The sequence below is a fragment of the Neptunitalea lumnitzerae genome, assembly GCF_027924185.1.
GTDB classification, from domain to species: Bacteria; Bacteroidota; Bacteroidia; order Flavobacteriales; family Flavobacteriaceae; genus Neptunitalea; species Neptunitalea lumnitzerae.
The window spans coordinates 323,462-349,522 of sequence record NZ_BRVO01000003.1 but is presented as its reverse complement, the minus strand read 5'-3'; the positions used below and the strand labels follow the sequence as shown (position 1 = coordinate 349,522).

At 34.7% G+C, this 26,061-nt stretch carries 28 protein-coding genes; 12 read left to right on the top strand and 16 right to left on the bottom strand.

The annotated features are described in order from the left end of the window. Nucleotides 1–23: 23 nt before the first annotated feature. Nucleotides 24–548, bottom strand: coding sequence for a DUF4199 domain-containing protein (locus Y10_RS13930; protein ID WP_281766017.1), 525 nt, complete (start codon nt 546–548; stop codon nt 24–26). 174 nt (nt 549–722) lie between these two features. Between Y10_RS13930 and Y10_RS13925 the strand changes: the two genes are divergently transcribed. Both Y10_RS13925 and Y10_RS13920 read left to right on the top strand, forming a co-directional pair. Next, on the top strand, nt 723–974 hold the full coding sequence (locus Y10_RS13925; protein WP_281766016.1) for a type B 50S ribosomal protein L31: 252 nt from the start codon (nt 723–725) through the stop codon (nt 972–974). 134 nt (nt 975–1,108) lie between these two features. Beyond that, nucleotides 1,109–2,281, top strand: coding sequence for a GlmU family protein (locus tag Y10_RS13920; protein ID WP_281766015.1), 1,173 nt, complete (start codon nt 1,109–1,111; stop codon nt 2,279–2,281). Here Y10_RS13920 and Y10_RS13915 read toward each other — a convergent pair. From Y10_RS13915 to Y10_RS13900, 4 genes are all read right to left on the bottom strand, one after another. Beyond that, a complete protein-coding gene (locus tag Y10_RS13915; RefSeq protein ID WP_281766014.1) occupies nt 2,263–2,556 on the bottom strand; it encodes a hypothetical protein in 294 nt (97 codons plus the stop codon). The genes Y10_RS13920 and Y10_RS13915 overlap by 19 nt on opposite strands. Before the next feature lie 13 nt (nt 2,557–2,569). Beyond that, nucleotides 2,570–4,204 carry an ABC transporter substrate-binding protein gene (locus tag Y10_RS13910; RefSeq protein ID WP_281766013.1) on the bottom strand — a complete coding sequence of 545 codons (1,635 nt, stop codon included), beginning with the start codon at nt 4,202–4,204 and terminating at the stop codon, nt 2,570–2,572. A gap of 71 nt (nt 4,205–4,275) precedes the next feature. Then, nucleotides 4,276–5,667: a hypothetical protein gene (locus Y10_RS13905; RefSeq protein WP_281766012.1), complete on the bottom strand. Its 1,392-nt coding sequence runs from the start codon at nt 5,665–5,667 to the stop codon at nt 4,276–4,278. Nucleotides 5,668–6,006: 339 nt separating this feature from the next. After that, nucleotides 6,007–7,158 (bottom strand): ABC transporter ATP-binding protein, encoded by a 1,152-nt coding sequence (locus Y10_RS13900; RefSeq protein ID WP_281766011.1) that lies wholly within the window; start codon nt 7,156–7,158, stop codon nt 6,007–6,009. A 141-nt stretch (nt 7,159–7,299) separates the two neighbouring features. On the opposite strand from Y10_RS13900, the gene mtaB reads away from it, so the two are divergent. Then, complete coding sequence (gene mtaB / locus Y10_RS13895) at nt 7,300–8,637, top strand: tRNA (N(6)-L-threonylcarbamoyladenosine(37)-C(2))-methylthiotransferase MtaB (RefSeq protein ID WP_281766010.1); 1,338 nt, start codon at nt 7,300–7,302, stop codon at nt 8,635–8,637. Nucleotides 8,638–8,692: 55 nt separating this feature from the next. After that, entirely contained in the window at nt 8,693–9,442 is a 750-nt protein-coding gene (locus Y10_RS13890) for a septal ring lytic transglycosylase RlpA family protein (protein ID WP_281766009.1), read from the top strand. A 70-nt stretch (nt 9,443–9,512) separates the two neighbouring features. Here the strand turns inward: Y10_RS13890 and Y10_RS13885 are convergent, their stop codons facing one another. From Y10_RS13885 to recF, 3 genes are read right to left on the bottom strand one after another with little or no spacing between them, the layout of a single operon-like run. Further along, nucleotides 9,513–9,809: a DUF721 domain-containing protein gene (locus tag Y10_RS13885; RefSeq protein ID WP_281766008.1), complete on the bottom strand. Its 297-nt coding sequence runs from the start codon at nt 9,807–9,809 to the stop codon at nt 9,513–9,515. Next, nucleotides 9,809–10,237, bottom strand: a complete 429-nt coding sequence (locus Y10_RS13880; protein ID WP_281766007.1) for a hypothetical protein — start codon at nt 10,235–10,237, stop codon at nt 9,809–9,811. The genes Y10_RS13885 and Y10_RS13880 overlap by 1 nt, the downstream gene beginning before the upstream one ends. 50 nt (nt 10,238–10,287) lie before the next feature. Further along, entirely contained in the window at nt 10,288–11,367 is a 1,080-nt protein-coding gene (gene recF, locus Y10_RS13875; RefSeq protein WP_281766006.1) for a DNA replication/repair protein RecF, read from the bottom strand. Between the two features lie 130 nt (nt 11,368–11,497). On the opposite strand from recF, the gene Y10_RS13870 reads away from it, so the two are divergent. From Y10_RS13870 to Y10_RS13840, 7 genes are all read left to right on the top strand, one after another. Next, complete coding sequence (locus Y10_RS13870) at nt 11,498–12,286, top strand: tetratricopeptide repeat protein (RefSeq protein ID WP_281766005.1); 789 nt, start codon at nt 11,498–11,500, stop codon at nt 12,284–12,286. Then, nucleotides 12,286–12,771, top strand: a complete 486-nt coding sequence (gene ribH / locus Y10_RS13865) for a 6,7-dimethyl-8-ribityllumazine synthase (protein ID WP_281766004.1) — start codon at nt 12,286–12,288, stop codon at nt 12,769–12,771. Before Y10_RS13870 ends, ribH begins: the two co-directional genes overlap by 1 nt. A 171-nt stretch (nt 12,772–12,942) precedes the next feature. Beyond that, nucleotides 12,943–13,239: a hypothetical protein gene (locus Y10_RS13860; protein ID WP_281766003.1), complete on the top strand. Its 297-nt coding sequence runs from the start codon at nt 12,943–12,945 to the stop codon at nt 13,237–13,239. Beyond that, on the top strand, nt 13,232–15,145 hold the full coding sequence (mutL, locus tag Y10_RS13855; RefSeq protein ID WP_281766002.1) for a DNA mismatch repair endonuclease MutL: 1,914 nt from the start codon (nt 13,232–13,234) through the stop codon (nt 15,143–15,145). Before Y10_RS13860 ends, mutL begins: the two co-directional genes overlap by 8 nt. A gap of 10 nt (nt 15,146–15,155) precedes the next feature. After that, nucleotides 15,156–15,896 (top strand): rhomboid family intramembrane serine protease, encoded by a 741-nt coding sequence (locus tag Y10_RS13850; protein ID WP_281766001.1) that lies wholly within the window; start codon nt 15,156–15,158, stop codon nt 15,894–15,896. A gap of 3 nt (nt 15,897–15,899) precedes the next feature. Next, nucleotides 15,900–16,805: a rhomboid family intramembrane serine protease gene (locus Y10_RS13845; RefSeq protein WP_281766000.1), complete on the top strand. Its 906-nt coding sequence runs from the start codon at nt 15,900–15,902 to the stop codon at nt 16,803–16,805. Between the two features lie 12 nt (nt 16,806–16,817). Continuing rightward, nucleotides 16,818–17,861 carry an endonuclease/exonuclease/phosphatase family protein gene (locus Y10_RS13840; protein WP_281765999.1) on the top strand — a complete coding sequence of 348 codons (1,044 nt, stop codon included), beginning with the start codon at nt 16,818–16,820 and terminating at the stop codon, nt 17,859–17,861. An 8-nt stretch (nt 17,862–17,869) separates the two neighbouring features. Here Y10_RS13840 and Y10_RS13835 read toward each other — a convergent pair whose 3' ends face one another. From Y10_RS13835 to Y10_RS13800, 8 genes are all read right to left on the bottom strand, one after another. Next, nucleotides 17,870–18,178 carry a DUF6122 family protein gene (locus Y10_RS13835; RefSeq protein WP_281765998.1) on the bottom strand — a complete coding sequence of 103 codons (309 nt, stop codon included), beginning with the start codon at nt 18,176–18,178 and terminating at the stop codon, nt 17,870–17,872. A 2-nt stretch (nt 18,179–18,180) separates the two neighbouring features. Next, a complete protein-coding gene (locus Y10_RS13830) occupies nt 18,181–18,804 on the bottom strand; it encodes a WbqC family protein (RefSeq protein WP_281765997.1) in 624 nt (207 codons plus the stop codon). A gap of 9 nt (nt 18,805–18,813) precedes the next feature. Then, complete coding sequence (gene lepB, locus Y10_RS13825) at nt 18,814–20,364, bottom strand: signal peptidase I (protein WP_281765996.1); 1,551 nt, start codon at nt 20,362–20,364, stop codon at nt 18,814–18,816. A gap of 29 nt (nt 20,365–20,393) precedes the next feature. Continuing rightward, nucleotides 20,394–21,098, bottom strand: a complete 705-nt coding sequence (dapB, locus tag Y10_RS13820) for a 4-hydroxy-tetrahydrodipicolinate reductase (protein ID WP_281765995.1) — start codon at nt 21,096–21,098, stop codon at nt 20,394–20,396. Between the two features lie 2 nt (nt 21,099–21,100). Next, a complete protein-coding gene (locus tag Y10_RS13815) occupies nt 21,101–21,703 on the bottom strand; it encodes a DUF5683 domain-containing protein (protein WP_281765994.1) in 603 nt (200 codons plus the stop codon). Then, the gene (locus Y10_RS13810; RefSeq protein WP_281765993.1) at nt 21,693–22,604 is read right to left on the bottom strand and encodes a ParB/RepB/Spo0J family partition protein; all 912 of its coding nucleotides are present in this window, start codon (nt 22,602–22,604) and stop codon (nt 21,693–21,695) included. Before Y10_RS13810 ends, Y10_RS13815 begins: the two co-directional genes overlap by 11 nt. Next, entirely contained in the window at nt 22,605–23,378 is a 774-nt protein-coding gene (locus Y10_RS13805) for a ParA family protein (protein WP_281765992.1), read from the bottom strand. It lies immediately after the preceding gene. A 104-nt stretch (nt 23,379–23,482) separates the two neighbouring features. Next, nucleotides 23,483–24,364, bottom strand: coding sequence for an SDR family oxidoreductase (locus tag Y10_RS13800; RefSeq protein ID WP_281765991.1), 882 nt, complete (start codon nt 24,362–24,364; stop codon nt 23,483–23,485). A 374-nt stretch (nt 24,365–24,738) separates the two neighbouring features. On the opposite strand from Y10_RS13800, the gene Y10_RS13795 reads away from it, so the two are divergent. Further along, a complete protein-coding gene (locus Y10_RS13795; RefSeq protein WP_281765990.1) occupies nt 24,739–26,040 on the top strand; it encodes a BNR repeat-containing protein in 1,302 nt (433 codons plus the stop codon). Nucleotides 26,041–26,061 lie beyond the last annotated feature (21 nt).

The window sequence follows — 26,061 nt, the reverse complement described above, 5'->3', positions numbered from 1 at the left end:
AAATAGAAGTCAAAAATAGCAAATTAGAATGAGTCTTCTGTTTTTTTCATGATTAAACCTGAAATTAACGAAATCACAAAACCAACAAAACAATTCCATAAAATACCTGCACCTACAATAACCCCTGGAGAAGAAAAGAATTCTACCATTTTACGAGAAGCATCTAATTGCTCTTGTGTCATGTCTGGATTCATTTCTAAAGATTTTTGTAATTGCTCGTCAGTAATTGATTTTACTAATTCAGGATCAATAAATTCGTTAAAAGCCACTTGGTATAATGAAGTTATAACTCCTGCAATTACAGCAATACCCATACCTATTTTAAGTGCTTGACCTAATGATAAAAAACCATTGTTATTTTTTTTGAACGTATTAAAGCCAGCAACAATTAAGGCTATCATTAAGATGAACCATAAAAGATTAGCAGCCCAGCCAGTAGATTTAATTAAACCTGCTACATATAATATAGCTGAGGCTAGAACAGTACCTACGCCTACAATGACTCCGTTAGAAATCATTATTTTAGTTGAATTAGCTTGCGTTTCCATGTTAGATTAGATTTTTATTTATTACTTTAGTGCAAAGAACGTGAAAAATGTTACAGGATTAGAGGCGTAAAATATTTATTAGTAAAAAAACTAAAAAATATGTTGTCAGTTAGTTTTAATTGATTACATTTGCACCTCGAAATTTGATAATAGAATTAAAATCAGGCATAAGCGATGAGAAAAGATATACATCCAGAAAATTATAGATTAGTGGCTTTTAAAGACATGTCTAATGATGACGTTTTTATCACTAAGTCTACTGTAGAAACTAAAGAGACTATTGACGTTGACGGTGTTGAGTATCCAGTTTTTAAAATGGAGATTTCTAGAACATCGCACCCATTCTATACAGGTAAATCTAAACTAATAGATACTGCTGGTAGAATTGACAAGTTCAAAAACAAATACGCTAAATTCAAAAAGTAATTTTCTGAATTTAACGCGTTTATCAAAATATTTAAAAGCCTTGCAAAATGCAAGGCTTTTTTATTTACTGCTTTTTTGTGGGCGAACACAATCTTAATTGTATATTTAGACTCTTATAAAATAGCATTAGAGTCATGAACTATATACTTTTTGACGGTCCTTACCGAAATGCATTACTACCTTTTACCTTTACAAGGCCGGTTGCTGATATTAGAGTGGGAATTTTAACCATTAGAGAAAAATGGGAAAAATATTTAGATACTACCACAACAACCATTACCGAAGAATATTTGTCGGATAAATTTCCGATGGTGGAGCTTGAGGCTAATGTGCTTATTAATGCTTCTTATTTACCAAGTGCAGAGTTGGTGGCGGTTATTAAAAACCTAGAAGAAAATCAAGCAATTTTTTATGAAGACGATATTGTGGCATTCTATGCATTAGAAGCGCAAGAGGATATTGATTTTGATGCTTTTGACGCTATTGAGTTTGAAGGAGAATTGATTAGTATACAACATACCTGGGATATTTTTTCTTTGAACGGGGTAGTGATGGAGCAAGATTTTGACTTGTTAACTTTAGGGCGCAAAAGTAAGCCTATTCCTAGTAGTAATAATGTTATAAGTCCTGAAAATATATTTTTAGAAGAAGGTGCTAAGCTTGAGTTTTGTACCCTAAATGCTTCTACTGGTTCAATTTATATTGGTGCTAATGCTGAGATTATGGAAGGCAGTATTATTAGGGGTGGTTTGGCATTGTGTGAAGGAGCGCAAATAAAAATGGGTGCTAAAATTTACGGACCTACCACTGTAGGGCCTTTTAGTAAAGTTGGTGGAGAGGTAAATAATTCGGTACTATTTGGGTATTCTAACAAGGGGCACGATGGCTTTTTAGGAAACTCTGTGTTGGGTGAATGGTGTAACCTTGGTGCAGACACCAATAACTCTAACTTAAAAAATAATTATGAGCCTGTAAAATTATGGAGCTATGAAACGGAACGTTTTGAAAAAACTGGTTTACAGTTTTGTGGTTTAATGATGGGCGATCATAGTAAAAGTGGAATTAATACCATGTTTAATACGGGTACCGTAGTAGGGGTGAGTGCTAATATTTACGGTAGTGAGTTTCCTAGAAATTATATACCTAGTTTTTCTTGGGGTGGTGCGCATGGGTATACAACCTATAAAATAGAGAAAGCCTTTGCTACAGCAGAGCGTGTAATGGGTAGAAGAGATATATCTTTAACCGATGCAGATAAAGATATTTTACAATATATTTTTGAGTTGACCTATCCTAATAAGGAATGATAATTCATTTCGTGAAAAAATAAAAAATAGATAAGGGCGCAGAGTAATACGCCAAAGATAATACCAAAAGCTGTCAGTTGTTTTTTTCTGATAGCTTTTTGTTTTAATTGAAATCCTTCAGAAAATTTAGCTAATTTTTCTTTGTCTATGGTTTTGTATTTGCTTTTAGACGAGGTGTAGTGAGCACCTGTTTTGTTCTCATATCTTTTCAATTTGCTTTTGTGTTTTCGCTTATTGGCTTTTTGAGATCTTTGTCCGTCTACTGCAAAACCCATGGTGCTAGTTTTCTTATTTGGTTGGTTTTTTCTTTTGTACTTTCTTTAAAGTTAGCAAATTAATTCCGTTTCCTCCAAGACCTGTAATATTTTTTTGTACAAAGCGTATGCTTTGGTCGTAGTATAAGGGTACTACTGGGGCATGGTGTATAACCAGACTATCCATTTTTTTGTAAAGGGCTACTCGTTTTTCTGTATTGGTAGTTTTTACAGATTCTTCATACCATTGGTCAAATTGGTCATTTTTAAAATGCGTGTAATTAGGGCCTTCCGGTGTAAAGTTTTTGCTGTAGAAAAGTGATAGGTAATTTTCTGCATCCGGGTAATCGGCAATCCAACTGGCTCTAAAAATAGCTAATTTACCTGCTGATTTACTCTGTTTTAGGGCAGATGCGGTTAATAAGTCTATTTGTGTTTGAATACCTAGTTTTTGCAATTCACGTTGTATGTACTCGCATAAATCTAGGTAATTAGCATCGGTGGATATGCTTATTTTAGGTGTGTTGATACCTGTTTCTTGGGAGAATTCGGTAATCAATTGTTTTGCTTTTTCTGGGTTGTAGTGGTAGCCGTTGGTGGTACCAAAACCTGGTAGGCCATTAGGTATAAATCCATTTTCTGCTGGAGTGCCTATGTTATTACGCAGGTAGGTAATCATCTTTTCTCTATCGAACCCGTAATTAATAGCTTTTCTAATTTTTAAAGATTGATTTTCAGGAATGTCTGCTTCCATGTAAATACCCAGATACTCGGTATTTAAGTAAGGAGCAGAAATCATTTGAATCTCGTTACTATATTTTGGTTGTAGCTTTCCGGTGGTAGTAAGCAGTTCGTCTTTGTACGAGGCGTCTAGTGCATTTAGAAAGTCAATGTTACCTTGTGCAAATTGTAAAAATTCACTTTGCTTGTCGGGTAAAAAGGTAATGGCAACAGCTTCTAGGTAGGGTAGTTGGTTGCCTTTGGTGTCTTTTTCAAAATACAAAGGATTTTTTCGGAGTACTAATTTTACATTTTCTTCCCATCGTTTAAATTTAAACGGTCCCGTACCAACAGGGTTTGCTCTAAAGTTAGTGCCGTAAAAGTCAATAGCTTCTTTGGGTACAACAGCGCAATACTTAGTGCTTAATAATCCTAAAAACGCTGGGAAGGGTTGTTTTAATTGTATGGTGAATACGGTGTCGTTAATGGCGGTGTAGTGGTCTACATAATTCATTACCCATCTACCAGGTGAAGCTACTTTTTCATCTAACAGCCTGTTAAAGCTATATTCAAAATCTGATGCAGTAACCGTGCGTGTATGATTTTTGTTTTTAAAAACTTCACTTTTATGAAAATACACATCATTTCTAAGGTGAAATGTGTAGGTAAGTGCGTTTTCAGAAATGCTCCAATGTTTTGCTATATCGGGCTGAATGTTTAAGGAATCGTCTAGTTGTACCAGACCATTAAACAATTGGTTTACTGCCCAAATATTAGCCTGTACTCTTGAAAATGCCGGGTCTAAAGAGGTAATGTTACTGTGTTCATTGTATCTAAACACCATGCTGTTGTCATAAGGAGCTTTCTTTTCAGAGCAAGAAAGTATAGTTGCAAGTAGTATGCAGGGTAAAATAATTTTGAAAGTAAATAAAGTGTGTATGCGGTTCATATAAACAAGCGCTGCTGTTATCTGTTATAAAAAAGAGCAGCTTTTGCTAAAGCTGCTCTGTAAAAATATAATTATTTTTCGGGTGATGCTTTCCATTTGCGTATTATATTGCTGTAGAAGTATAGGTATATAAGCGTAAGTAGTGTTACTGTAGGTATCCAAAATACATCTAGCCAATCAAACATGGTGTAGCAATCTTCATAAGTATTAAATTTTGCTATGTGTTGTGTTCTACGCAAATCGCATGCTTCTGTTTGATAAGCGGTAACGAGTCCTATAATCATACCTATGAAAATAGGGAAGCTAACAATACTTATATTCATGCAGATGCCGGTAACTATTTTTCTAAATTTTCCTATTCCGTTAATGCTTACTATAAAAGCAGCTAAGAAAATAAACAGTGTTAAGTATGTGGGGAGGTAACCATTAAAATCTGAGGTTATAAAAGCAAAAGCAGCTGAAAGTAATATTACTAAGATGCTTAGAATGATAGTGGTAATAACAGAGAAAATAAAAGTTCTGGTAGAAGATACCCTAAACATAAACAAAGGGGCGGCTAAAAAGAAAGTAGCAGCAATTACAAAAAAGATACTGAAATCTAATATGGTAGCATGTTTTATTTCATCAATATTTTCAAGTGTTGTTTCTAGTTGGTTGCTATTAAGGTAGTGTTTGGTTAGGTGTTTTTTAAAGTATAGGTCGTTTTCTTTATTGCCTGTTGCTGAATAATTGTAGCTGTAGGATTGGTTGTACTCATTTGGTTTATTTTGTTTAATGAATTTGGATACCTCAAATTCATTTTCAGGGTTGTATACCAGTTGAAACCATTTTTCTGCAGAAAGATCTGTGTCTATCTTGTATTTATGGCATAGTGCTAAAAAATCAGAAAATAAGGTTTTTATTTCTTGAGGTGTTGAGGTGGTTATTAGTTTATGATGAGCTTTGTTATTAGCTACTTTTCTCCAAATATCTCTAATGTCTTTGTAATCGTAATAAGTGCTATCTTCAGGAGTGTATAGCATTCCAGATACGTTTAGTAAACTTAATTTTTTAGGGTTGTCTGTAAGTGTGTAAATGTTTATGCGTTTATTTGATTGGTATAAACGATATTCGTCTTCATTAATACTTTCTTTATAGTCGTATGCAATGCTAAAATCATTGTCTACTTTTTCTTTTGATGTTATAAGGGTACGGTAAGTTTCAAAATAGTATTCTTTAGTGTAAGTGTCGCTTGAGTCAATATAAGTGTTGTGACTGTTTCTGTATAAGGTGTCAAAAGGAGAAGGGTAATAGCGGTTGGTGATTTCATACTTATCCCAATTATCTGCTATAAAGGGGTAGGTTTTATTGGCTAAGGTAACTTCTTTTGCAAATATGTCATCGGTAAAATGAATACTAGCATACGTTTTTAGTCCGGCTAAGTAAGAATAATAAAAAGAGGTGCTTACAAAAAAGATGAACATATAGCAAAGAAATTGCTTAAATAATCCGGACTTTTTAGTGGGGTAAAAGTTTTTAAAGCTATTGTTTTTAAATAGGTAAATAAGCCAAAAAACTATAATAAGTAAAGAGACAATGATGTTGAAAAATATAGTACCATTTTCAAAAAAATGATTGAGTACGCTTCTTTTATGTAATGAGGTGGGGGAAAGTAGGTAGATGAACCCTAGTATGTAAAAAATAAGATGTACGCCTAAGCTTATTAAGGTAATCCAGAGCAAGCGTGTGTTCCAAATAATCGGGTAGCGTTCTAATAAATATTGATTGGTGGTATGTATGAATTTTTTCATGGTTGGTGGTTGTTATGATACAAAAAATCTTCTTGTAGAATTACTAATGTTTCTTACATAGGTTACTTGCTCTTGGCTTTCTCCTAATGCTTTTAAAACCTTATTAAAAGGTACATCTGGTTCAAATTCTGCTGTAAAAACACCACCGTTAAAGGTTAGTTTTTTAAGAGCTAGTTCTTTAAATAGCTCCAAAAGTTGTGTTCTGTTAGTGGTAGTGTCAATTTCTACAATAAGAAGTTTTTGAGTGTCAATTTCTTCTTCAGTATTGTCTTTGTATTTTCCGTTTTTCAAGAAAATTACTTTATCAGATACTTTTTCAACCTCGTATAATTGTTGCGAACTTAAAATAAGTGCAATAGGATTGTTAACCGAATTACAAATGGCTTTTAAGTCTTCTAAAATTACCTGTTGCGCTAATACATCAAGGTTGGCCAAGGGTTCGTCTAGTAATAATATTTCTGGTTGTCTTAAAAGGGTTCTGGCAAGTTCAAACCGCATTTTGTACCCAGAAGATAGTTCACTCCACTTTAAATGTTTGTAGTTCCATAACCCTAACCGGGCAATCATCATTAGTACACGGGTTTCGTTTTCTGCGGGTGAAACGCCATAATTTGCCAATACAAATTTTAAATTGTCTTTTAAGCTACCGTACCAAACATCGGTTCTTTGTGGTATGTAAATTAATTTGGTACGTAAGTCAAAGTTACTTAGTTTTTTGTCTTTAAATTCAAATTGTAAGCTTCCTTGGTTGTGGGTTATTTCTTTAGCTAGTATTCGTAAGAGGGTGGTTTTCCCGTTTCCGTTTTCACCTACTAACCCGTATACTTGGCCTTTTTTAATAGTTACCGAAACAGGACCTAGTGTAAACTTATGGGTACCATAGCTTTTCACTAAGTTGGTAGCGGTTAAAATAGGAGAAGTAACTGTGGTTTCTTCAACAGGTATATTTTCTGCCTTACTTAAAAGGGCTTTGCATTTTTCTATAAGTGGCTCAACTTCTTGTGGGTGCTGTTCTTTCCAGTCGGTAATAGCAATGGCCTCGTTGTATAAGTCCATGTGTTGCGTGTCTATAATGCAGTCTAGAAATTTACGATATCCAAGGGTAATATCTTTATTATCCAAAAAATGGAATACCTCGGCTATTCGTAGCGCGTGTTTATTCATAGTTGTTTGTTTATTAATGGGTTAGGTGTGTAACTTAATCTGGTTAAAAATTAGTTACTTAGTTGTAATTATGTACCTTTGCAAATTACAAAACTTGTTTTGATTATTAATAAATAACGATATAAGAACGAGATTATTTTGATGGAGCAGAGAAAGAACGTAGCGTTTTATACCTTAGGTTGTAAATTAAACTTTTCTGAGACTTCTACCATTGCAAGAAGTTTTCAGGATGAAGGGTTTAACCGTGTAGAATTTGAAGAAGTAGCTGATATTTATGTGATTAACACTTGTTCGGTTACTGAAAATGCAGATAAACAGTTTAAGCAAGTAGTAAAGAAAGCATTGAAGAAAAACGAAAATGCTTTTGTTGCTGCTGTAGGGTGTTATGCCCAATTGAAACCAGAAGAGTTGGCTGCCGTAGATGGAGTAGATTTGGTGTTGGGTGCTACTGAGAAATTTAAAATTACCGACTATATAAACGATTTGTCTAAAAACGATTTTGGAGAAGTGCACAGTTGTGAAATTCAGGATGCTGATTTTTATGTAGGTAGCTATTCTATTGGAGACCGAACCAGAGCGTTTTTAAAAGTACAAGATGGGTGCGATTATAAGTGTACCTATTGTACCATTCCGTTAGCACGTGGTATTTCTAGAAGTGATACTATGCAGAATGTATTGAAAAATGCAGCTGAAATAGCTATGAAGGGTATCAAGGAAATTGTGTTAACCGGAGTGAATATTGGTGACTATGGTAAAGGAGAGTTTGGGAACAAACGCCATGAGCATACGTTTTTAGATTTGGTTACAGAGCTTGATAAGGTAGAAGGTATTGAGCGTCTGAGAATTTCTTCTATTGAGCCAAATTTATTGAAAAATGAAACCATAGATTTGGTTGCTAAATCTAGGGCTTTTGTACCGCATTTTCATATTCCGTTGCAAAGTGGTAGTAACGAGATTTTAAAGAAAATGAAGCGCCGTTACATGCGCGAGTTGTACGTAGATAGAGTTACGAAGGTGAGAGAGGTAATGCCACATGCTTGTATTGGGGTAGATGTTATTGTTGGTTTTCCTGGTGAAACCGACGAGCTTTTCTTAGAAACCTATAATTTTTTAAATGAATTGCCTATATCTTACTTACACGTGTTTACGTATTCTGAGCGTGATAATACCGAGGCGGTTTTAATGGAGGGTGTAGTGCCTAAAAAGGTGCGCGCAAAACGTAGTAAAATGCTACGTGGATTATCGGTTAAAAAGCGTAGAGCATTTTATGAGAGTCAAATAGGTACAACAAGAACCGTGTTATTTGAAGGTGAAAATAAGGAAGGATATATTCATGGGTTTACCGAAAACTATGTGAAGGTAAAGGCTCCTTGGAATCCGGAATTGGTAAATACCTTACATACGGTAAAACTTACCAAAATTGATGATGATGGGATGGTGCGTTTTGAGTTTGTTGCTGATAAAGTAGTTTCTGCTTAAAACAAATTTGTAATATTTGTTTTATATTGGGCTGTAAATATTGACCCAAACACAAATGCGAAATTTTATTTTATTACTACTTATTTTATGTGCGCAAATTGGTATAGCGCAATCTGAAACTGGTAAGGCTTCTTTTTATGCCAAAAAATTTAATGGAAGAACTACGGCTAGTGGTGAAATATACCATCATATTTTGCCAACAGCGGCGCATAGAACCTTGCCATTTGGTACAAAGGTTAGAGTTACTAATTTGGTAAACGACCGTTGGGCTATTGTAACTATTAATGATAGAGGTCCTTTTGTAAAGGGGCGGATTATAGATGTGTCTAGATCGGTAGCCGAAAAGTTAGATTTTATAAATGCCGGAGTTACCGATGTGCGTATAGAAATAGTTTCTGGAGATGGAGATGTAGCGCAAGAAGTAACCAATACAGAGGTAGTAACTACAAGCACAACCACCACAAGTACTGGTGGTGTAACAACAGAAACTGTTACCGTAACCAGTGGAGCGGCTGAGGTGATAATGGAACCAGAGTTTTACGAACTTGATATAGAAAAAGTACGCCCAGATTGGATGGGAATACAAATAGGTAGTTTCAGAGAGTTGGCTAATTTGATTAAGTTAGCAGACAGTCTTAAAAATAAGTTTAAGCGTGAGGTTACTGTTCAGGTTAAAAGTGTAAACGGCGTAAAGGTATATGCATTAATTATTGGTAAGTTTCCGGAACGCGATAAAGCAGAACGCTTTATGGAAAAAGTAGAAGAAGATTATCCTGATTGTTTTATTGTGGATATGACAAAATAATAAAAGTTTAAACCATAAAAAAAGAGCATCCTTTGGATGCTCTTTTTTTTGTTTTATGAATAGCCTGTAACTATCTTAAAATTAATTCTTTTACAAGATCTTTTCCTAGATTTTCGTTAATCATAGAAATAATTTTTTGCTTCCCATAACTAAGCTCTTCTCTTAGTACCGATGAGGTAAGCGATACGTATAATGTTTCATTTTTCAAGAAAACATCTTGAGTGTAATTGGCTACACCATTCCCCATGAGTTCTACCCAAGCATTGCGTACTTCAATTTTATCCATTCCTTTCTCAAGTTGGTTCTCCTTGATAAAAGATTGAAGCGCTTCACTTAAGCTAAGGTTTTCATTATATCGTTTGGTCATTATTCTATAGTTATGTTTTCGTATCTTTTATAATAGTAAGTATTTCCGGTAGGGTTCTTTACCGTAAAATGATTTTCATCTAAATCAATAAGTTCTTCTTGCCATTCATCTAGCGCATTTTTGTACTTAAAAATAAAATGATCTCCTTCTTGTTGTAAGGTGAAAAACTCTTGGTTGTTATTGGTTGTAAAGGTTCCGTCTAGTGATGGGTTTACCTTGGTTCTAGAGCCAGAGAGGCTGTCGGTTATCTCAATATAATCAACGGTTGTATTTACTTTATATTGCTTCGTGGAACCGTCAGAGGTAGTTACTTGTTCTATCTCCCAATATCCGTTTAGCGTTTCTAAGTTGGCTTTGGTAATGGTATTACTGCAGCTTAAGATAGTAAAACTAATGCTAATAAAAAAGAATAATTTTATAGATTTCATGAGCTTAGGTTTTGGTGCAAAGGTATTGGTTGCAATTTAAAAACCGTTGCCTAAAGTTTAAAAATTTGATAAGACTGATTGGTTTTTTTTACTACCTCTTCGGTACGTTCTGTATGCGTGTCACTTATAAAAATTTGTCCGAAGGTATCATCGTTTACTAGTTGCACTATGTGGGTTACACGGTGCTCGTCTAGCTTATCAAAAATATCATCTAGTAAAAGTATGGGCTTTACCTGAGCTCTGTTTTTAATAAAATCAAACTGCGCTAGTTTTAAAGCTATAAGAAACGATTTTTGCTGTCCTTGACTACCAAACTTTTTTATAGGGAAGGTATCAATTTCAAATTTTAAATCGTCTTTGTGTATTCCTACACTGGTGTATTGTAGTACCCTATCTTTTTTTAAGTTGCTATCTAACAGTTCTTCAAAAGTAGCTTCGTGTAGCTGACTATCGTACACTAAGTTAATTTGCTCGTTGTTGCCAGCTATTAAATTATATCTGTTTTTAAAAATAGGAATAAACTCATTTAAAAAAGCTACACGTTCTGCATATATGCTATTGCCGTAGGTTTGTAATTGTTCGTTATAAACTTGTAGGCTTGTAGCATCGTACGTGTTGTTTAAGGCAAAATATTTTAAAAGGGCATTGCGTTGCGATACAATTTTGTTGTAACTAATAAGGTTGTGTAAGTAAGTGTGGTTAGATTGTGATATTACATTATCTATAAACTTTCTTCGGGTTTCACTGCCCTCCACAATTAAATCGCTATCTGCTGGAGATATCATAACAAGCGGAATAAGCCCTAAGTGTTCAGATAGCTTATCATATGCCTTTCCGTTACGTTTAATGCTCTTTTTTTGTCCTTTTTTTAAACTGCAAACAATGCGTTCTTCGGTACCTTGCTTGTGGAAGGTGCCGTCAACTACAAAAAAATCTTCACCGTGTTTAATATTTTGAGACGCTATAGGGTTGAAATAACTTTTACCAAATGCCAGATAATATATCGCATCTAATACCGTTGTTTTTCCTACACCGTTATTTCCGGTAAAACAATTGATGTTGGCATCTAACAAAAAGTCTTTAGATGCAATGTTTTTGTAATTAATTAAAGACAGCTTATTTAATATCATAATTAAACCGAATGTAGCAATACTTTATTCATTTGCAAATCAAAAACAAAATATTAAGAAAATATCAATAAAAACACCTTTTATATTTTAATAAAAATTATATTTTTGCGCCACAAATATAATTTAGGCTATGGCTACATATAATAAAAGAGGTTATAAAAGTAAGGCTAAGAAAGAGAAAGATTTCGTAGAAGAGCCAGAAGTACATGCCGAAGAGTTGGACAGTACAACGGCGGAAGTTTTTAATACATTAGACGAGGGAGCTAATAAAACAGAAGAATGGGTTGAGAAAAACCAAAAGTATGTTTTAGGAGTTATTGGTGTTATTGTTTTAGCCGGACTTGTATTTTTTGGATATACTAAATTTATTGAGGCTCCAAAGGAAGCAAAAGCATCTAACGATATGTTTTATGCACAAGAATACTTTGGTATGGCAATGACAGAAGAAACTGCTAAAGACTCTTTATTAAACCTTGCACTTAAAGGTGGAGAAGGAAACTACGGTTTTTTAGATATTATTGAAAACTATAATGGTACTAAGGCGGCTAATATAGCTAACTATAGTGCTGGTATGGCATATTTAGAGTTAAAAAACTACGAGAAAGCAATTCAGTATTTAGATGAGTTTAAATCTGATAATGTAATTTTAGCTCCGTTAGCTAAAGGTAACATTGGAGATGCTTTTTCTCAGTTAAATGATTATAGCAATGCGTTAGACTATTACGAAAAAGCTATTAACGATAACGATAATGGGTTTACAACTCCTTTATATTTGTTTAAAGCTGGTATGTTAGCTAAAGAGCAAGGAGATGCAACAAAAGCGTTATCTTACTTTAAAAGAATTAAAGAAGATTATCCAGAATCTCAACAAGCAACTAGTATTGATGCATATATTGCATTAGTAGAAAGCGCAAAATAATGGCAACAGAAAATAAAAATTTATCGGAATACGATAAAGCTACAATCCCAAATGCGAAAGACTTTCGATTTGGGATTGTTGTTTCTGAATGGAACGATACCATTACAGAAGGGCTTTATAACGGAGCTTTAGCAGCGTTATTAGACTGTGGAGCGGAAGAGGAAAATATTATTCGTTGGAATGTTCCTGGTAGTTTTGAACTTACCTATGGAGCCAAACGAATGATAGAAACAAAAGATGTTGACTGTGTAATTACTATTGGTAGTGTAATTAAAGGGGAAACCATGCACTTTGATTTTGTATGTCAAGGTGTCACACAAGGAGTGAAGGATTTAAACGTGTTATATGACACTCCTGTTATTTTTTGTGTACTTACCGATGATCACATGGAGCAGTCTATAGACAGAAGTGGTGGTAAACATGGTAACAAAGGTACCGAAGCAGCTATAGCAGCTATAAAAATGGCACACTTACGTACACTGTAATACGTAACAAAATATATTTTTAAGATACTGATTAACTTGTAGAAAGGTTAATCAGTATTTTTTTTATAGCTATAGAAGGGAGTTCGGCACTTTATTTGTTAACATTTTTTAGCATAGTATATATAAGTTGTGCTATGTATTTTAATTAATTTTGAATATATAGTAAGAGGTATGAAACTTCGAGTATTATTTAAGCAGCACAGAAATAAATCGTTCAACTACAATCCTAGGTATTATGATGAGCGCAAAGAACGATTGGATAGCATTAAAAGTAAATATGAAAAAGTGCCTGATACCGAGTACAAGCTGAAGAGAAGAACGTCTTTTAGAGAAGATTGGAAAACTCAGCGTAAAGAATTAAATGATAAAAATTCGCGTATAAGGTTGATTGTTATTTTTATTTTCCTTTTAATGGCGGCGTATGTTGTATTAAGATTTTCAAATATAGATAAATTACTGAATGGCTGATATTATCCAGTTATTACCGGATCATGTAGCAAACCAGATTGCAGCAGGGGAAGTTGTACAACGACCTGCGTCTGTGGTGAAAGAGTTACTTGAGAATGCTATTGATGCGGGAGCTACAGAAATAAAATTAGTAATAAAAGATGCCGGGAAAACCCTGGTACAAGTGATTGACAACGGTGTAGGGATGACCGATACCGATGCACGCTTGTGTTTTGAGCGTCATGCTACTTCTAAAATTAAAAAAGCGGAAGATTTGTTCTTGCTGAATACAAAAGGTTTTAGAGGGGAGGCATTGGCGTCTATTGCCGCTATTGCTCATGTGGAGTTAAATACGAGACAAGAACAAGAAGAAGTTGGCTGTCAGATAAAAATTGAAGGAAGTAAGGTGGTATCTCAAGAGCCTTCTGTGGCACCTAAGGGTACTAGTTTGTTGGTGAAAAATTTGTTTTATAACATTCCGGCAAGGCGCAATTTTTTAAAGTCGGATGCGGTAGAGTTACGCCATATTATAGATGAATTTCACAGAGTAGCACTAGCACACCCTGATATTCGTTTTGATTTTTACTCTAACAATGCAGAACTTTTTAATTTACCTCCATCAAATCAGCGTCAGCGTATTGTAAATATTTTTGGTGGTAAAACCAACGAGAAGTTGGTGCCTGTAAATGAAGTTACCGAAGTTGTAACTATTTCAGGGTTTATTAGAAAACCTGAGTTTGCAAAGAAGAGTAGAGGAGAGCAGTTTTTCTTTGTGAATGATAGATATATTAAAAGTCCGTATTTGCATCACGCAATTAATTCGGCTTTTGAAGGGTTGTTAAAAGATGGTTTGCAACCTGGGTACTTTTTGTTTTTAACAGTAGACCCGCAAACTATTGATATTAATATACACCCTACAAAAACTGAAATTAAGTTTGATGATGAGCATACCTTGTATGCTATTTTACGGTCGGCTGTTAAACATAGTTTAGGGCAATTTAATGTGGCGCCCGTATTAGATTTTGATAGCGACCCTAATTTAGATACGCCTTATGGCTACAAGGATAAAAAAATAAGCATGCCAACCATAGAGGTAGATGCTAATTTTAATCCGTTTAAAGAGGAGGTTTCTAATGATACTAATTCAGCGGTTACATCTAAGAAGTCATCTTCGTTTAGTTCTGGTAGTGGCGGGCATTCTTTTAAAAGAGATGCACAGCCAAGTTGGGAGAGTTTGTATGTTGGCTTAAAAGATGATGATGAAGGGGAAAGTGTTACCATAGAGTCAGAACGGTTTTCATCTGTTCAATTTGAGTCGGAAGAAGTGACTGGTAAATTGTTTGATGATAGTGAGTTGACTAGTAGTAAAGCTACCACGTTTCAGTTACAAAAGAAATATGTTGTAACCACTATAAAATCTGGTATGGTAATTATAGATCAAACCAGAGCACACCAAAGAGTATTGTATGAGCAATACTTAAAAGAAATAACCATTAACGAAGGGGTAAGTCAGCAATTGATATTTCCTTTAGAGTTACATTTTGGGAAGGTAGAAATTTCATTACTACAAACCCTAAAAGAGCGTTTAGAAGGTACTGGTTTTGCTTTTGAGAAAATGGAAGATGATGTGGTGGTTATTAATGGTATTCCATTACACGTTACTGAAAGCGAAGTGCCTATTATATTAGAGCAGCTAATAACCGATTTTGGTGATGATATACCAGATAGTGGGTTTACCCAAACCGATATGTTAGCAAAAACATTATGCAAAACATTGGCTGTACGTGGCGGGGAAACCTTAACTAATGTAGAGCAAGAGAACTTGGTGAATAATTTATTTGCTTGTACAGAGCCAACAGTTTCACCATTTAACAAGCCTGCGTTTATAACCATGAGTGCGGGTGATATAGAGAAAAAGTTTATGTAAATTAAATTTTATGGGAAGAATGACAGAGGTGGTAAAGCACCTTATTATAATAAATGTGTTGTTTTTTGTGGTAACCTTCGTTATGAAGAATTGGCATTTAGATGTCTATTTAGCGTTGTGGTTTCCAGAAAACTCTAATTTTAAAATTTGGCAAATAGTAACACATATGTTTATGCATGGTGGTCTTATGCATATTTTGTTTAATATGTATGCTTTGTTTGCCTTTGGGTCTCCGTTAGAGATGATGTGGGGTAAAAACAAGTTTTTGTTTTTCTATTTGTCTGCGGGTATTGGTGCCGCGCTTATTTATACGGCAGCTAATTATTATTTTTATAATGAGGGAATGTCTGCGCTCATTACCAATGGTTACGATAAGGTAGAGGTATTGAGAATACTTTCTGAAGGTAAGTATGATACTGATTGGGGGCAATACATGTCGCCAAATACTTTGGATAATTTTATTGCTGCGGTGGCTAGCCCTGCAGTAGGTGCATCGGGTGCTATTTATGGTGTTTTGGTAGCATTTGCTATGAGTTTTCCTGATGCTAGATTAATGATGATATTTTTACCAATTCCTATAAAGGCTAAGTACTTTGTACCTGGTATTATAGTTATGGACTTGTTTTTTGGTTTAACAAGTTATTCAATGGGGCCGGTAGCGCATTTTGCACACGTGGGTGGCGCCATTATAGGGTTTGTGATGATGTGGTATTGGAGAAGAAATCAATTTGATAATAATAGGTGGAATTAAAACATGCAGAATAGTTTAGGATATAAATATAGTATGCTTGCTCCTTCGGGAAAAATGATTGTTATAAATGTAGCGGTCTTTATTGTTATGTCGTTGGCGGTGTTCTTGTTTCAATTAGAAGTGCCGGGAACGTATAATGTTTTTGAAAGATGGTTGGGCTTGTTTTCAAATCCTATGGTAGTGCTTACCAGACCTTGGTCTTTGCTAACCTATTCATTTTTACATGGGTCTATAATGCATTTGCTAGGAAATATGCTGGTGTTGTATTTTACAGGTAATATTTTCTTGAATTTATTTAACGGTAAGCAGTTTTATAATGTGTATTTATTGGGTGCTTTAGCAGGTGGTTTACTCTATGTGTTAAGCTATAATTTATTTCCTGTTTTTTCAGGAAAGAATATTCCGTTAGTAGGTGCCTCGGCATCGGTAATGGCTATTTTAATTTTTGTATGTACCTATACTCCTAATCTAGAGGTTCGCCTTTTTGGTATGTTTACTTTAAAGCTTTGGTATATTGGTGCTTTCTTGGTAGTAATGGATTTATTGTCGGTAAGTGTTTCTAACCCAGGCGGACATATAGCGCACTTAGGTGGTGCGTTGTTTGGTTTTATTTATGCGAAACAATTACAGCAGGGTACAGATATAGGGGCGTGGTTTTCTAATTTAATGGATGGTATAGCGAATCTTTTTAAAGGTACTTCTGGTAACGGAGGTAAAAAGGCTAAGTTTAAAAAAGTATATCGTAATAAAGGAAATCAGTCTAGTAAGGATGCTAAGGTTTTTAATAACGATAAAAATATACATCAGAAAAAAATAGACGCTATCTTAGACAAGATTAGTAAAAGTGGTTATGATAGTCTTACCAAAGAAGAAAAGGACTATTTGTTCAGAGCTGGTAAAAATAATTAATAGTACATACTCTTGAAAAAACTCTCCCTCTTTGATAAGTTTATTTTCTTTATAAATAGCTTGGTAGCTGCTGCTACATTGATATCTTATTTATTGCCGTATTTGCCGCCTAAAAGCTTTGGTGTGGTTTCTGTTTTGAGTTTGGTGTTACCTGTGCTCATCTTGGCGAATTTTTTATTTTTTGTGTACTGGTTACTTAGGTTTAAGAGGCAAATGTTGCTGTCTGTATTTGTATTGTTGTTAGGGTTTGGTTATGTGAAATCTACTTTTGCATTTGGGCATAAACAGGAACCTGCAACCGCAAATGATTTTACAATGATGACCTATAATGTAAGGGGGTTTAATTATACCAAATGGAGTAAGCAAGAGGGGATTAGTGATAGTATAGCTAAGTTGGTTGCAACTGAAAACCCAGATGTAGTTATGTTTCAGGAATTTCATAAGCCTGTGTTTAATGTGTATGATAAAATGTTTCTGCACAAAACAGCAGTATTTAGAAGTGGGCAAAACGGACAAGCTATTTTTTCTAACTATAAGATAGTTGATACAGGTGAGTTTAATTTTAAGGAGTCTAGGAATAATATTATTTATGCTGATATTTTAATTCATGCCGATACAGTGCGGTTTTATAATGTGCATTTAGAAACGAATAGAGTCACCAATGATATTGAAGGAGGATTGATGGAGGCAGATAAGAGTAAAATGGCGTATACGCTTTCTAACTCATTTAAAATTCAGCAACAACAAATAGATGCTTTAATAGCGCAGCTTAAAGAGTATAAAGGTAAAGTGGTGATTGCGGGCGACTTTAATAATACTGCCTATTCTTACATTTATAATGAGCTTAAAACGGAGTATGATCTGCAGGATAGTTTTGAGGTAAAAGGGAGTAGTTTTGGGAATACGTATGGTTTTAAATATTTTCCTTTACGTATAGATTTTGTACTTTCAGATAAGAGTTTAGAAGTAAAAGCTCATAAAAACTATGATCAGTACTATTCAGATCATTATCCGGTAAAAGTAACTTTTGGGTTAGATGCTCCTGTGGCAGACTAATGGTTTTTCTACATTAATAAACAGTCTGTGGCATCTGCCAGCATATGCAGTAAAAGCGCTAGGCCAAAAATGCGTGTTTTTTTATAGATAAAAAGAGTAATGTAGCAAGCTATGGCTATATAAGAGTGTAGCGGGTGAAAGCCAATACTACATCTGTTAGGGTCAAATACAGGGGTTGCTAATAAGTGGTCTAAATCAATTATGATAGCGCCTAGTAAAATAACAGTAGCCTTTTTAAAGTCTTTTTTGTAAAAAAGGTATGCTATTAAAATAGGCACTACAAAATGGATTCCGTAATGTATAATGCTCCTAAGCATTATTATAGTGCTATGTTTTGTTCTTCAAGGTAAGTGAGTGCGTTGGTACCTTCGTTAAATAGTAAATCTAACGTGCTTAAGTTAGGTATAAAACCATGTTTTTCTTCAAATACTTGAGTGTAAGGTGTAATATCTTGTCCTATTTTACTTTTAGCGTTTACCAAGGGTCTAAAGTCTTGTTGGTCTTTAGGTGTTGCAAAATATTCTTCCGTAAATTGAAAGTCAGCTTCAAGCTGAAGACAGTCCATAATAATTTCGGTAGTTTTTAAATTGAAGTCAAACAAAAACTCTTGTTTTTTTTCAAACAGATGCGCAAATTCATCTTCATAAAATTCAAAGAAAGGAGAGGTTCTGTAAGCACTTTCAATGCTTTTCCAGTGCTGTTTTTGCCATTGAAAATCGTTCTCAATTTTTACATCCTTATATAATTGTCTACCATTATTTCCTAAATGTTTTATAGGAATACTTAACAATTGCTTACCGTTGGCACCATAAATATACATGCGGTTACGGTAAGTTTGTTTTTGGTAGTTGTCACCTTTCTCAAATACGGTTTCCGTAGCTTTTGCTAGCAGCACGAACTGAGATATAGATGGAAAATATGAAGGATGTAAAAGAACTTTCATGTATTTAATTTATGCTTTCTTTTTTTTCTTTTTTCTAAAAAAGTCAAATGCAAACCAAGCCACTACTAAAGCTAAAAAGTATTTTAAATAAGATACTGGTTGGCTATCTCCGCCACCATCTACGGTAGTAAACAATCTATCCCAACGTACTTTTCCACCAGCGCTGTCGTAACTGAACCATACAAATACAGGTTTACCTAAAATATGATCAAAAGGAACAAAGCCCCAGAATCTACTATCTTCAGAGTTATGGCGGTTGTCACCCATCATCCAGTAATAATCTTGACCAAAGGTATAAGTATTGGTTTCTTTGTTGTCTATTGAAATAGTGTTACCATTAACAGTTAGTTCATGCCCTTCATATTCTTTAATAAGATACTCGTAAAGAGGTAAATTATCTGTAGTTAAGGTAATAGTTTCACCTTCTTTAGGTAATGTAATGGGGCCGAAGTTATCTTCGTTCCAAGGCATTGTTGGCGTGTGTGGAAAAACAAACGGATTGTATTTGCCTTTAGGTTCAATTTGTCTTACAACACTATCAATACCGCTGTTTTGGCTTAATGTGTTGGCTACCTCTTCTGTAAGCGATTTAAAAACATAAGCTCTAGCCCCAATTTGTCCCATTGGGTCTGTTACGTTGTAACGTTGGTACATAAGGTCAGGGGAAAGGCGTACACCTTCTTTTGTGTATACAGTATACGAGTATTGTGGTTTAGCACGTTCTCCTAATTTGGTTCTTGTACCATTTATATAGATGTAGCCATCTTTAATTTCTAATTCATCACCTGGTAAACCAACACATCTTTTAACGTAGTTTGATTTCTTGTCTAATGGTTTGTCTACATGGATCTGCGAAGGATCTCTAAAAAAACGAACCGTATCTACTGGCCAGTTGAATACTACTATCTCGTTGCGTTTAACATCTTGAATACCTGGTAGTCTAAAATAAGGGTATTGAGGTTCTTTTAAATACGAACGTACTTTTAGCCCAGGAATGGTATCATGTACCATTGGTGCAGCAACTGAAGTCATAGGGAGTCTTGCTCCGTAATGAAATTTACTAACAAAAAGAAAATCGCCTACTAATAATGTTTTTTCTAACGAAGAAGTAGGTATCACAAAAGGCTGCATAAAATAGGTGTGTACAAATGTAGCCGCTATAACTGCAAAAATTATAGAGCTGGTCCATTCTCCTGCAACGGTACGTGGTTTAGTGCTTCTATCCTCAATATGGGTGACATCTAACGCGTAGTTTACATAAAAAATGTAAAAGCCTAAGGTTACCAATACTAATGCGGTATCTTTTGGGGTATTTTTACCAAAGCTTCTAATAGTTTCTACCCAAATAACCGGTAGAATAATAATATTAATAATAGGAATGAATAAAAGTAATACCCACCACCATGGTCTGTTAATGATTTTCATTAAAATAATGGCATTGTATACAGGAACAGCTGCTTCCCAAGATTTTCTACCTGCCTTTACATATAATTTCCAAGTACCTAAAAAATGGATTACTTGAATAATTAAAAATGTTACAAACCATTGATATAGTGTCATCTTTATTTTCTTTTAAGGTAATGTGTTTATTATTTGATGTTTAAAACATCTTTCATGGTAAAAACTCCTGTTTTGCCAACTATCCATTCTGAAGCTAATACAGCGCCAAGGGCAAAACCTTGTCTGTTGTGAGCTTCATGACTAATGGTAATGGTGTCTATTTCAGAAGTATAATTAATGATATGTGTGCCTGGCACATCTTCAATTCGTTTTGCTGTAATCTCAATATCAGTATCAGCAGGATTTTCTAAGGTCCAATTGTTTTTGCTGTCGTAGTTTTTTATAATTCCTTCAGCCAAAGAGATTGCTGTACCACTAGGCGCATCTAACTTTTGGGTATGATGAATTTCTTCCATGCTTACATTGTAGCTAGAAAGCCCATTCATTAGCTTAGCTAAATGTGCATTTAATTCAAAAAAGATATTTACTCCAATACTAAAATTAGAACCATAAATAAAGGCACCATCTTTTTCTTTACACAGGGCAACAACTTTATCATAGTCTTGTAACCAACCTGTAGTACCACTAATAACGGGTACGTTGTTGTTTATACATTGGGTAATATTGTCTAAGGCAGTGGTTGGAATACTAAAGTCTATAGCAACATCTACATTATCAAGCTCAAAAGAGGTGGTTTTACTATCAACTTTTAAAGTGATTTCATGTTCTCTATCTACAGCAATTTTTTCAATTGCTTTTCCCATTTTTCCGTATCCCAGTAAAGCTATATTCATGGTTAGAATTGTAAAGTTAACGATAAGCCCACATCTGGAGTGCCATAAAAGGTAGACTGCTCCATATAGGGGTTCAAAGTTAAGTCTTTATTTATATTAAATTGTTTTAAATGTGCATCTACGTTGGCGTCTATAATCTGAAGTGCATATACACCAATAAATATTAATAAGGAAAGATCTCGGTTTCCTTGGTAGTAATCTTGTCCGTTTTCTAGGCCGTTGTTAGTAACATCGGGTCCTTCACCATCGCCGTTTAAGTCGTAGTAAGGGTCGTCAGTATATCCGGCACGTCTTCTTTTAAAAGCATCACGGTAGTTGTGATATTCTTTATTGTTGGTAACATAAAAATATCCTGCGGCACCTAACCCCCCATATACTAAAGGAAGTTTCCAGTAACTACGGTTGTATATTTGTCCTAGCCCTGGTAAAACAGCTGAATAAAAAGCTGCTCTTGATGGAGCTAACGGATCGTAAGGTCGTTTACTTTTAATTTCTACGAAAGGTCCAGTTTGTAATGTGTCTGGATCTTTTTCGTTCTTCTTTTGTGCAAAGGTGGTAAACGTGATAAAAATAAAAAGCAGTGAAATAAAAAATTTACAATTCACCTGATATTAGTTTTTTAATGCGTTCAAAATCATCATTAGAGGTAAAAGGAATAATTAATTTACCTTTTCCATTCTTATCCACTTTAACGTCAACTTTTGCAGAAAAGTATTCAGTAAATTTCGGAATACTGTTTTCTACAAACTCAGGTACCGGTGCAGCAACTGGTTTAGAAGCAGGTTTTTGTCCGCTTTTACCCAGTTGGTAGTCTTTTACTAAAGCTTCAGTAGCTCTTACAGAAAGTGATTCTGCAATAATTTTTTCGTAAATGCTTAACTGTGCTTTTTTATTTTCAATGTTTATAAGGGCTCTACCGTGTCCCATGCTTACAAAACCATCTCTCATACCAGTTTGTATGATAGGGTCTAGTTTTAGTAAACGTAAGTAATTGGTAATGGTAGAACGTTTTTTACCAACACGGTCACTTAATTGTTCTTGTGTTAAGTTAATTTCGTCAATAAGACGTTGGTAAGACAATGCAATTTCAATAGGGTCAAGGTCATGACGTTGAATGTTTTCAACCAGTGCCATAGCCAACGATTCCTGATCATTTGCAATACGTATAAAAGCAGGGACGGTAGTTAAGCCGGCTAATTTAGAAGCTCTTAAACGACGTTCCCCTGAGATTAATTGAAACTTATTAAAATCAGTTTTACGAACCGTAATAGGTTGAATTACTCCTAACTCTTTAATGGAGATAGATAATTCTGTTAAGGTTTCTTCGTTGAAATTAGTTCTCGGCTGAAAAGGGTTTATTTCAATTGACTCAATATCAAGCTCAATAATATTGCCTAACACCTTATCTGCATTTTTATCTGAAGCCGATTTGATATCGTTTTCAGGATCTTTTAATAATGCCGATAATCCTCTACCTAAAGCTTGCTTCTTTACTGCTTTTGCCATTTATACCTTTTCTTTATTTTTCTTAATTATTTCGTGAGCCAAATTTAAATAATTTGTAGCTCCTTTACTGGTAGCGTCGTAGTTAATAATGGTTTCACCAAAACTAGGAGCTTCGCTTAAACGTACATTTCGTTGAATAATGGTTTCAAAAACCATTTCACTAAAATGCTTCTGAACTTCTTCTACAACCTGGTTAGATAAGCGTAAACGAGCATCGTACATGGTTAGTAATAAACCTTCAATATCTAAATCAGGATTGTGAATTTTTTGAACACTTTTAATAGTGTTTAAAAGTTTTCCTAAACCTTCAAGGGCAAAGTATTCACATTGAATAGGAATAATTACCGAATTAGATGCTGTTAACGCATTTAATGTTAATAGCCCTAAAGATGGAGCACAATCAATAAGAATATAGTCGTACTTGTCTGCAATAGCATCCAAACTTTGTTTTAGCATATATTCTCTTTGATCTTTGTCTACCAATTCAATCTCAATAGCTACTAAATCAATATGCGCCGGAATCAGGTCTAGGTTTGGAGAATCTGTTTGAACAATAAGTTCTTCAATATTGTGCGTATGCTCTAAAAGTTGATAAGTACCTAGTTCAATAGATTCAACATCTACTCCAAGTCCTGAAGTAGCATTAGCCTGTGGGTCAGCGTCAATTAGTAATACCTTTTTTTCTAGTACTCCTAAAGAGGCTGCTAAATTTACTGAGGTGGTAGTTTTACCTACTCCTCCTTTTTGATTGGCAATTGCAATTATTTTACCCATTTTGGTTAAGAGGTTTTAAAAGGTAAAAATACAATTATTTGGTGTTTTTAAAAATGAAAATTATTAACAAGAATATATTTATTTTACCAATTACTGAGATATCCTTAAGAATTGCTTTTTTTAGCACGTATCATTTGCTCTAACTGATCCCACATTTCTTCTGGGATGGCTTCTAATAAATTAAACTGACCTGCACCTTGTAGCCATTCTCCACCATCAATGGTAATTACTTCTCCATTAATATATGCTGAGAAATCGGAAACCATATATGCAGCTAAGTTGGCCAGCTCTTGGTGTTCTCCTACACGTTTTAGGGGTACTTTTTTGGCTAAATCAAATTTATCTTTTAAATCACCTGGTAATAATCGGTCCCACGCACCTTTGGTAGGGAAGGGGCCAGGAGCAATAGCATTACTACGAATACCATACTTAGCCCATTCTACTGCCAAACTACGCGTCATGGCAAGTACTCCGGCTTTAGCGGTGGCACTGGGTACCACATAGGCAGAACCTGTCCAAGCGTAGGTGGTAACTATATTGAGTATGGTACCTGGTTTTTTATTATTAATCCATTGTTTACCAGCTGCCAAAGTACAGTTTTTGCTGCCTTTTAAAACAATGTCTATAATAGTATCAAAAGCGTTTGCTGAAAGTCGTTCAGTAGGAGAGATAAAGTTACCTGCGGCATTGTTTACTAAAATGTCTACCGAGCCTACGACTTCTATAGTTTTCGCTACCATAGCTTCTACTTCCTCATAATTTCTAACATCGCACGCTATGGGAATGCACTGCGCATTGGTGTTTTCTGTTAATGCTACTGCTGTAGCGGTTAATTTATCAAGGTTTCTGGAAGTAATAATTACATTGGCACCAAGTTCTAAAAAGTAAGCTGTCATAGCTTTTCCTAGTCCGCTACCACCACCGGTAACAATAATATTTTTGCCTGATAATGCTTCTGCCGGAAGCATCTTTTCTTTGTAATTCATGTTGTTGCAATTTTAGAAAGAAGCTGTGTATTAGTATAAATTATAGGTGCTTCTTTTACAGTTGTGTCTGAAATTTAATAATTAAATTGATTGGTTTATAATGTTGAAGCTTATAAATATTGTAAATAACGGCTTGTTTTTAGGTGCTTAAAACTTGTGTGCCTTGTGTTTACAAGGGCTGGCGCTGTAGAAGGTGTAATTAGGTTAAAATGAAATATTAACAAAATATATGTTTCTTGATTGTGTAAATGTTATTTTTTTACAAGATATTTTATCAATAATTTTAAAAATGTAAAATTTACACTAATTTTACAAGGCTTGAATCTTAATAAATAGTAGATTCTTATTTTAAGATTGTATATAATTTAAGAATAATGAACTTAACCAAACTAATAAGTCTCAAAATATTAGGGGGCTTGGCCTTAAGCTTACTGCTTTTTACTAGCTGCGGAAGCAATAAAACCACTACGGTACCCATAGGTTTGGGGTGGAGTAATAACTCAGTTAATACAGTGGTGTTTAGAAATAGTGCTTTAACTACCTATAAGAAGTATCAGTTTACTGCCTATTATAACCCTGAGGGGAAACTTGTATTAGCAAAGCGAAAATTACAAAGTAAAGAATGGGAAGTATACACCACTAAATATAGTGGAAATGTAAAAGATGCCCATAATACCATTAGTATAGCGGTAGATGCTAGCGGATATTTGCATGTTAGTTGGGATCACCACAACACCAAACTTAGGTATGCTAAAAGTGTAACCCCTTTAGGACTGCAACTAACAGAAGAGTTATCTATGACAGGACTACAAGAAATGAGTGTTACTTACCCAGAGTTTCATAATTTACCAAATGGTAAATTATTGTTTTGTTACCGTTCAGGGGAATCTGGTAGAGGTAATATGGTAATTAACGAATACGATGTAGTTGATGAAGTATGGAAACAATTACAAGATAATTTGTTAAATGGAGAAGAACAGCGTAGTGCTTACTGGCAAATGGCTATTGGAGAAGATGGGGCGATTCACCTTTCATGGGTATGGAGAGAAACCTGGGATGTAAGCACCAACCATGATATGTGTTATGCGGTTTCTTATGATGGCGGTAAACATTGGCAGAATTCTAAAGGAGAAAGCTATCATTTACCTATAACCAAATCGACTGCTGAAATTGCATGGCAAATACCTCAAAATAGTAGTCTTATTAATCAAACTTCCATGACGGTAGATACTCAAGGGAATCCTTACATAGCTACTTATTGGGAAACTGATGGAGTACCACAATACAAAATTGTATATAGAAGAAATAGTGATTGGAAGCTGCTAGATACTGATTTTCATAAAGAGCCTTTCTATCTGGGAGGAGGTGGTACGAAAAGTATACCTATTGCCAGGCCAAAAATAGGTGTTGATGATACCAATATATACCTTCTTTTTAGAGATGAAGAAAAAGGAAACAAAATTCAGCTTGCACATACACCACAGGATACAACCAACTGGGAGATTGTTGAAATTAGTAAAAACGGTGTTGGGCAATGGGAACCTAATTATGATGAAGAATTATGGAAAACGAAGCGTGAATTACATGTGTTTTCTCAAAAAGTAATTCAGGTAGATGGAGAAGGATTAACAGAAATAGCTCCGCAACCTGTTGAAGTGATTGAAGTAAAATTATAAATGAAATAAAAATAACCATCG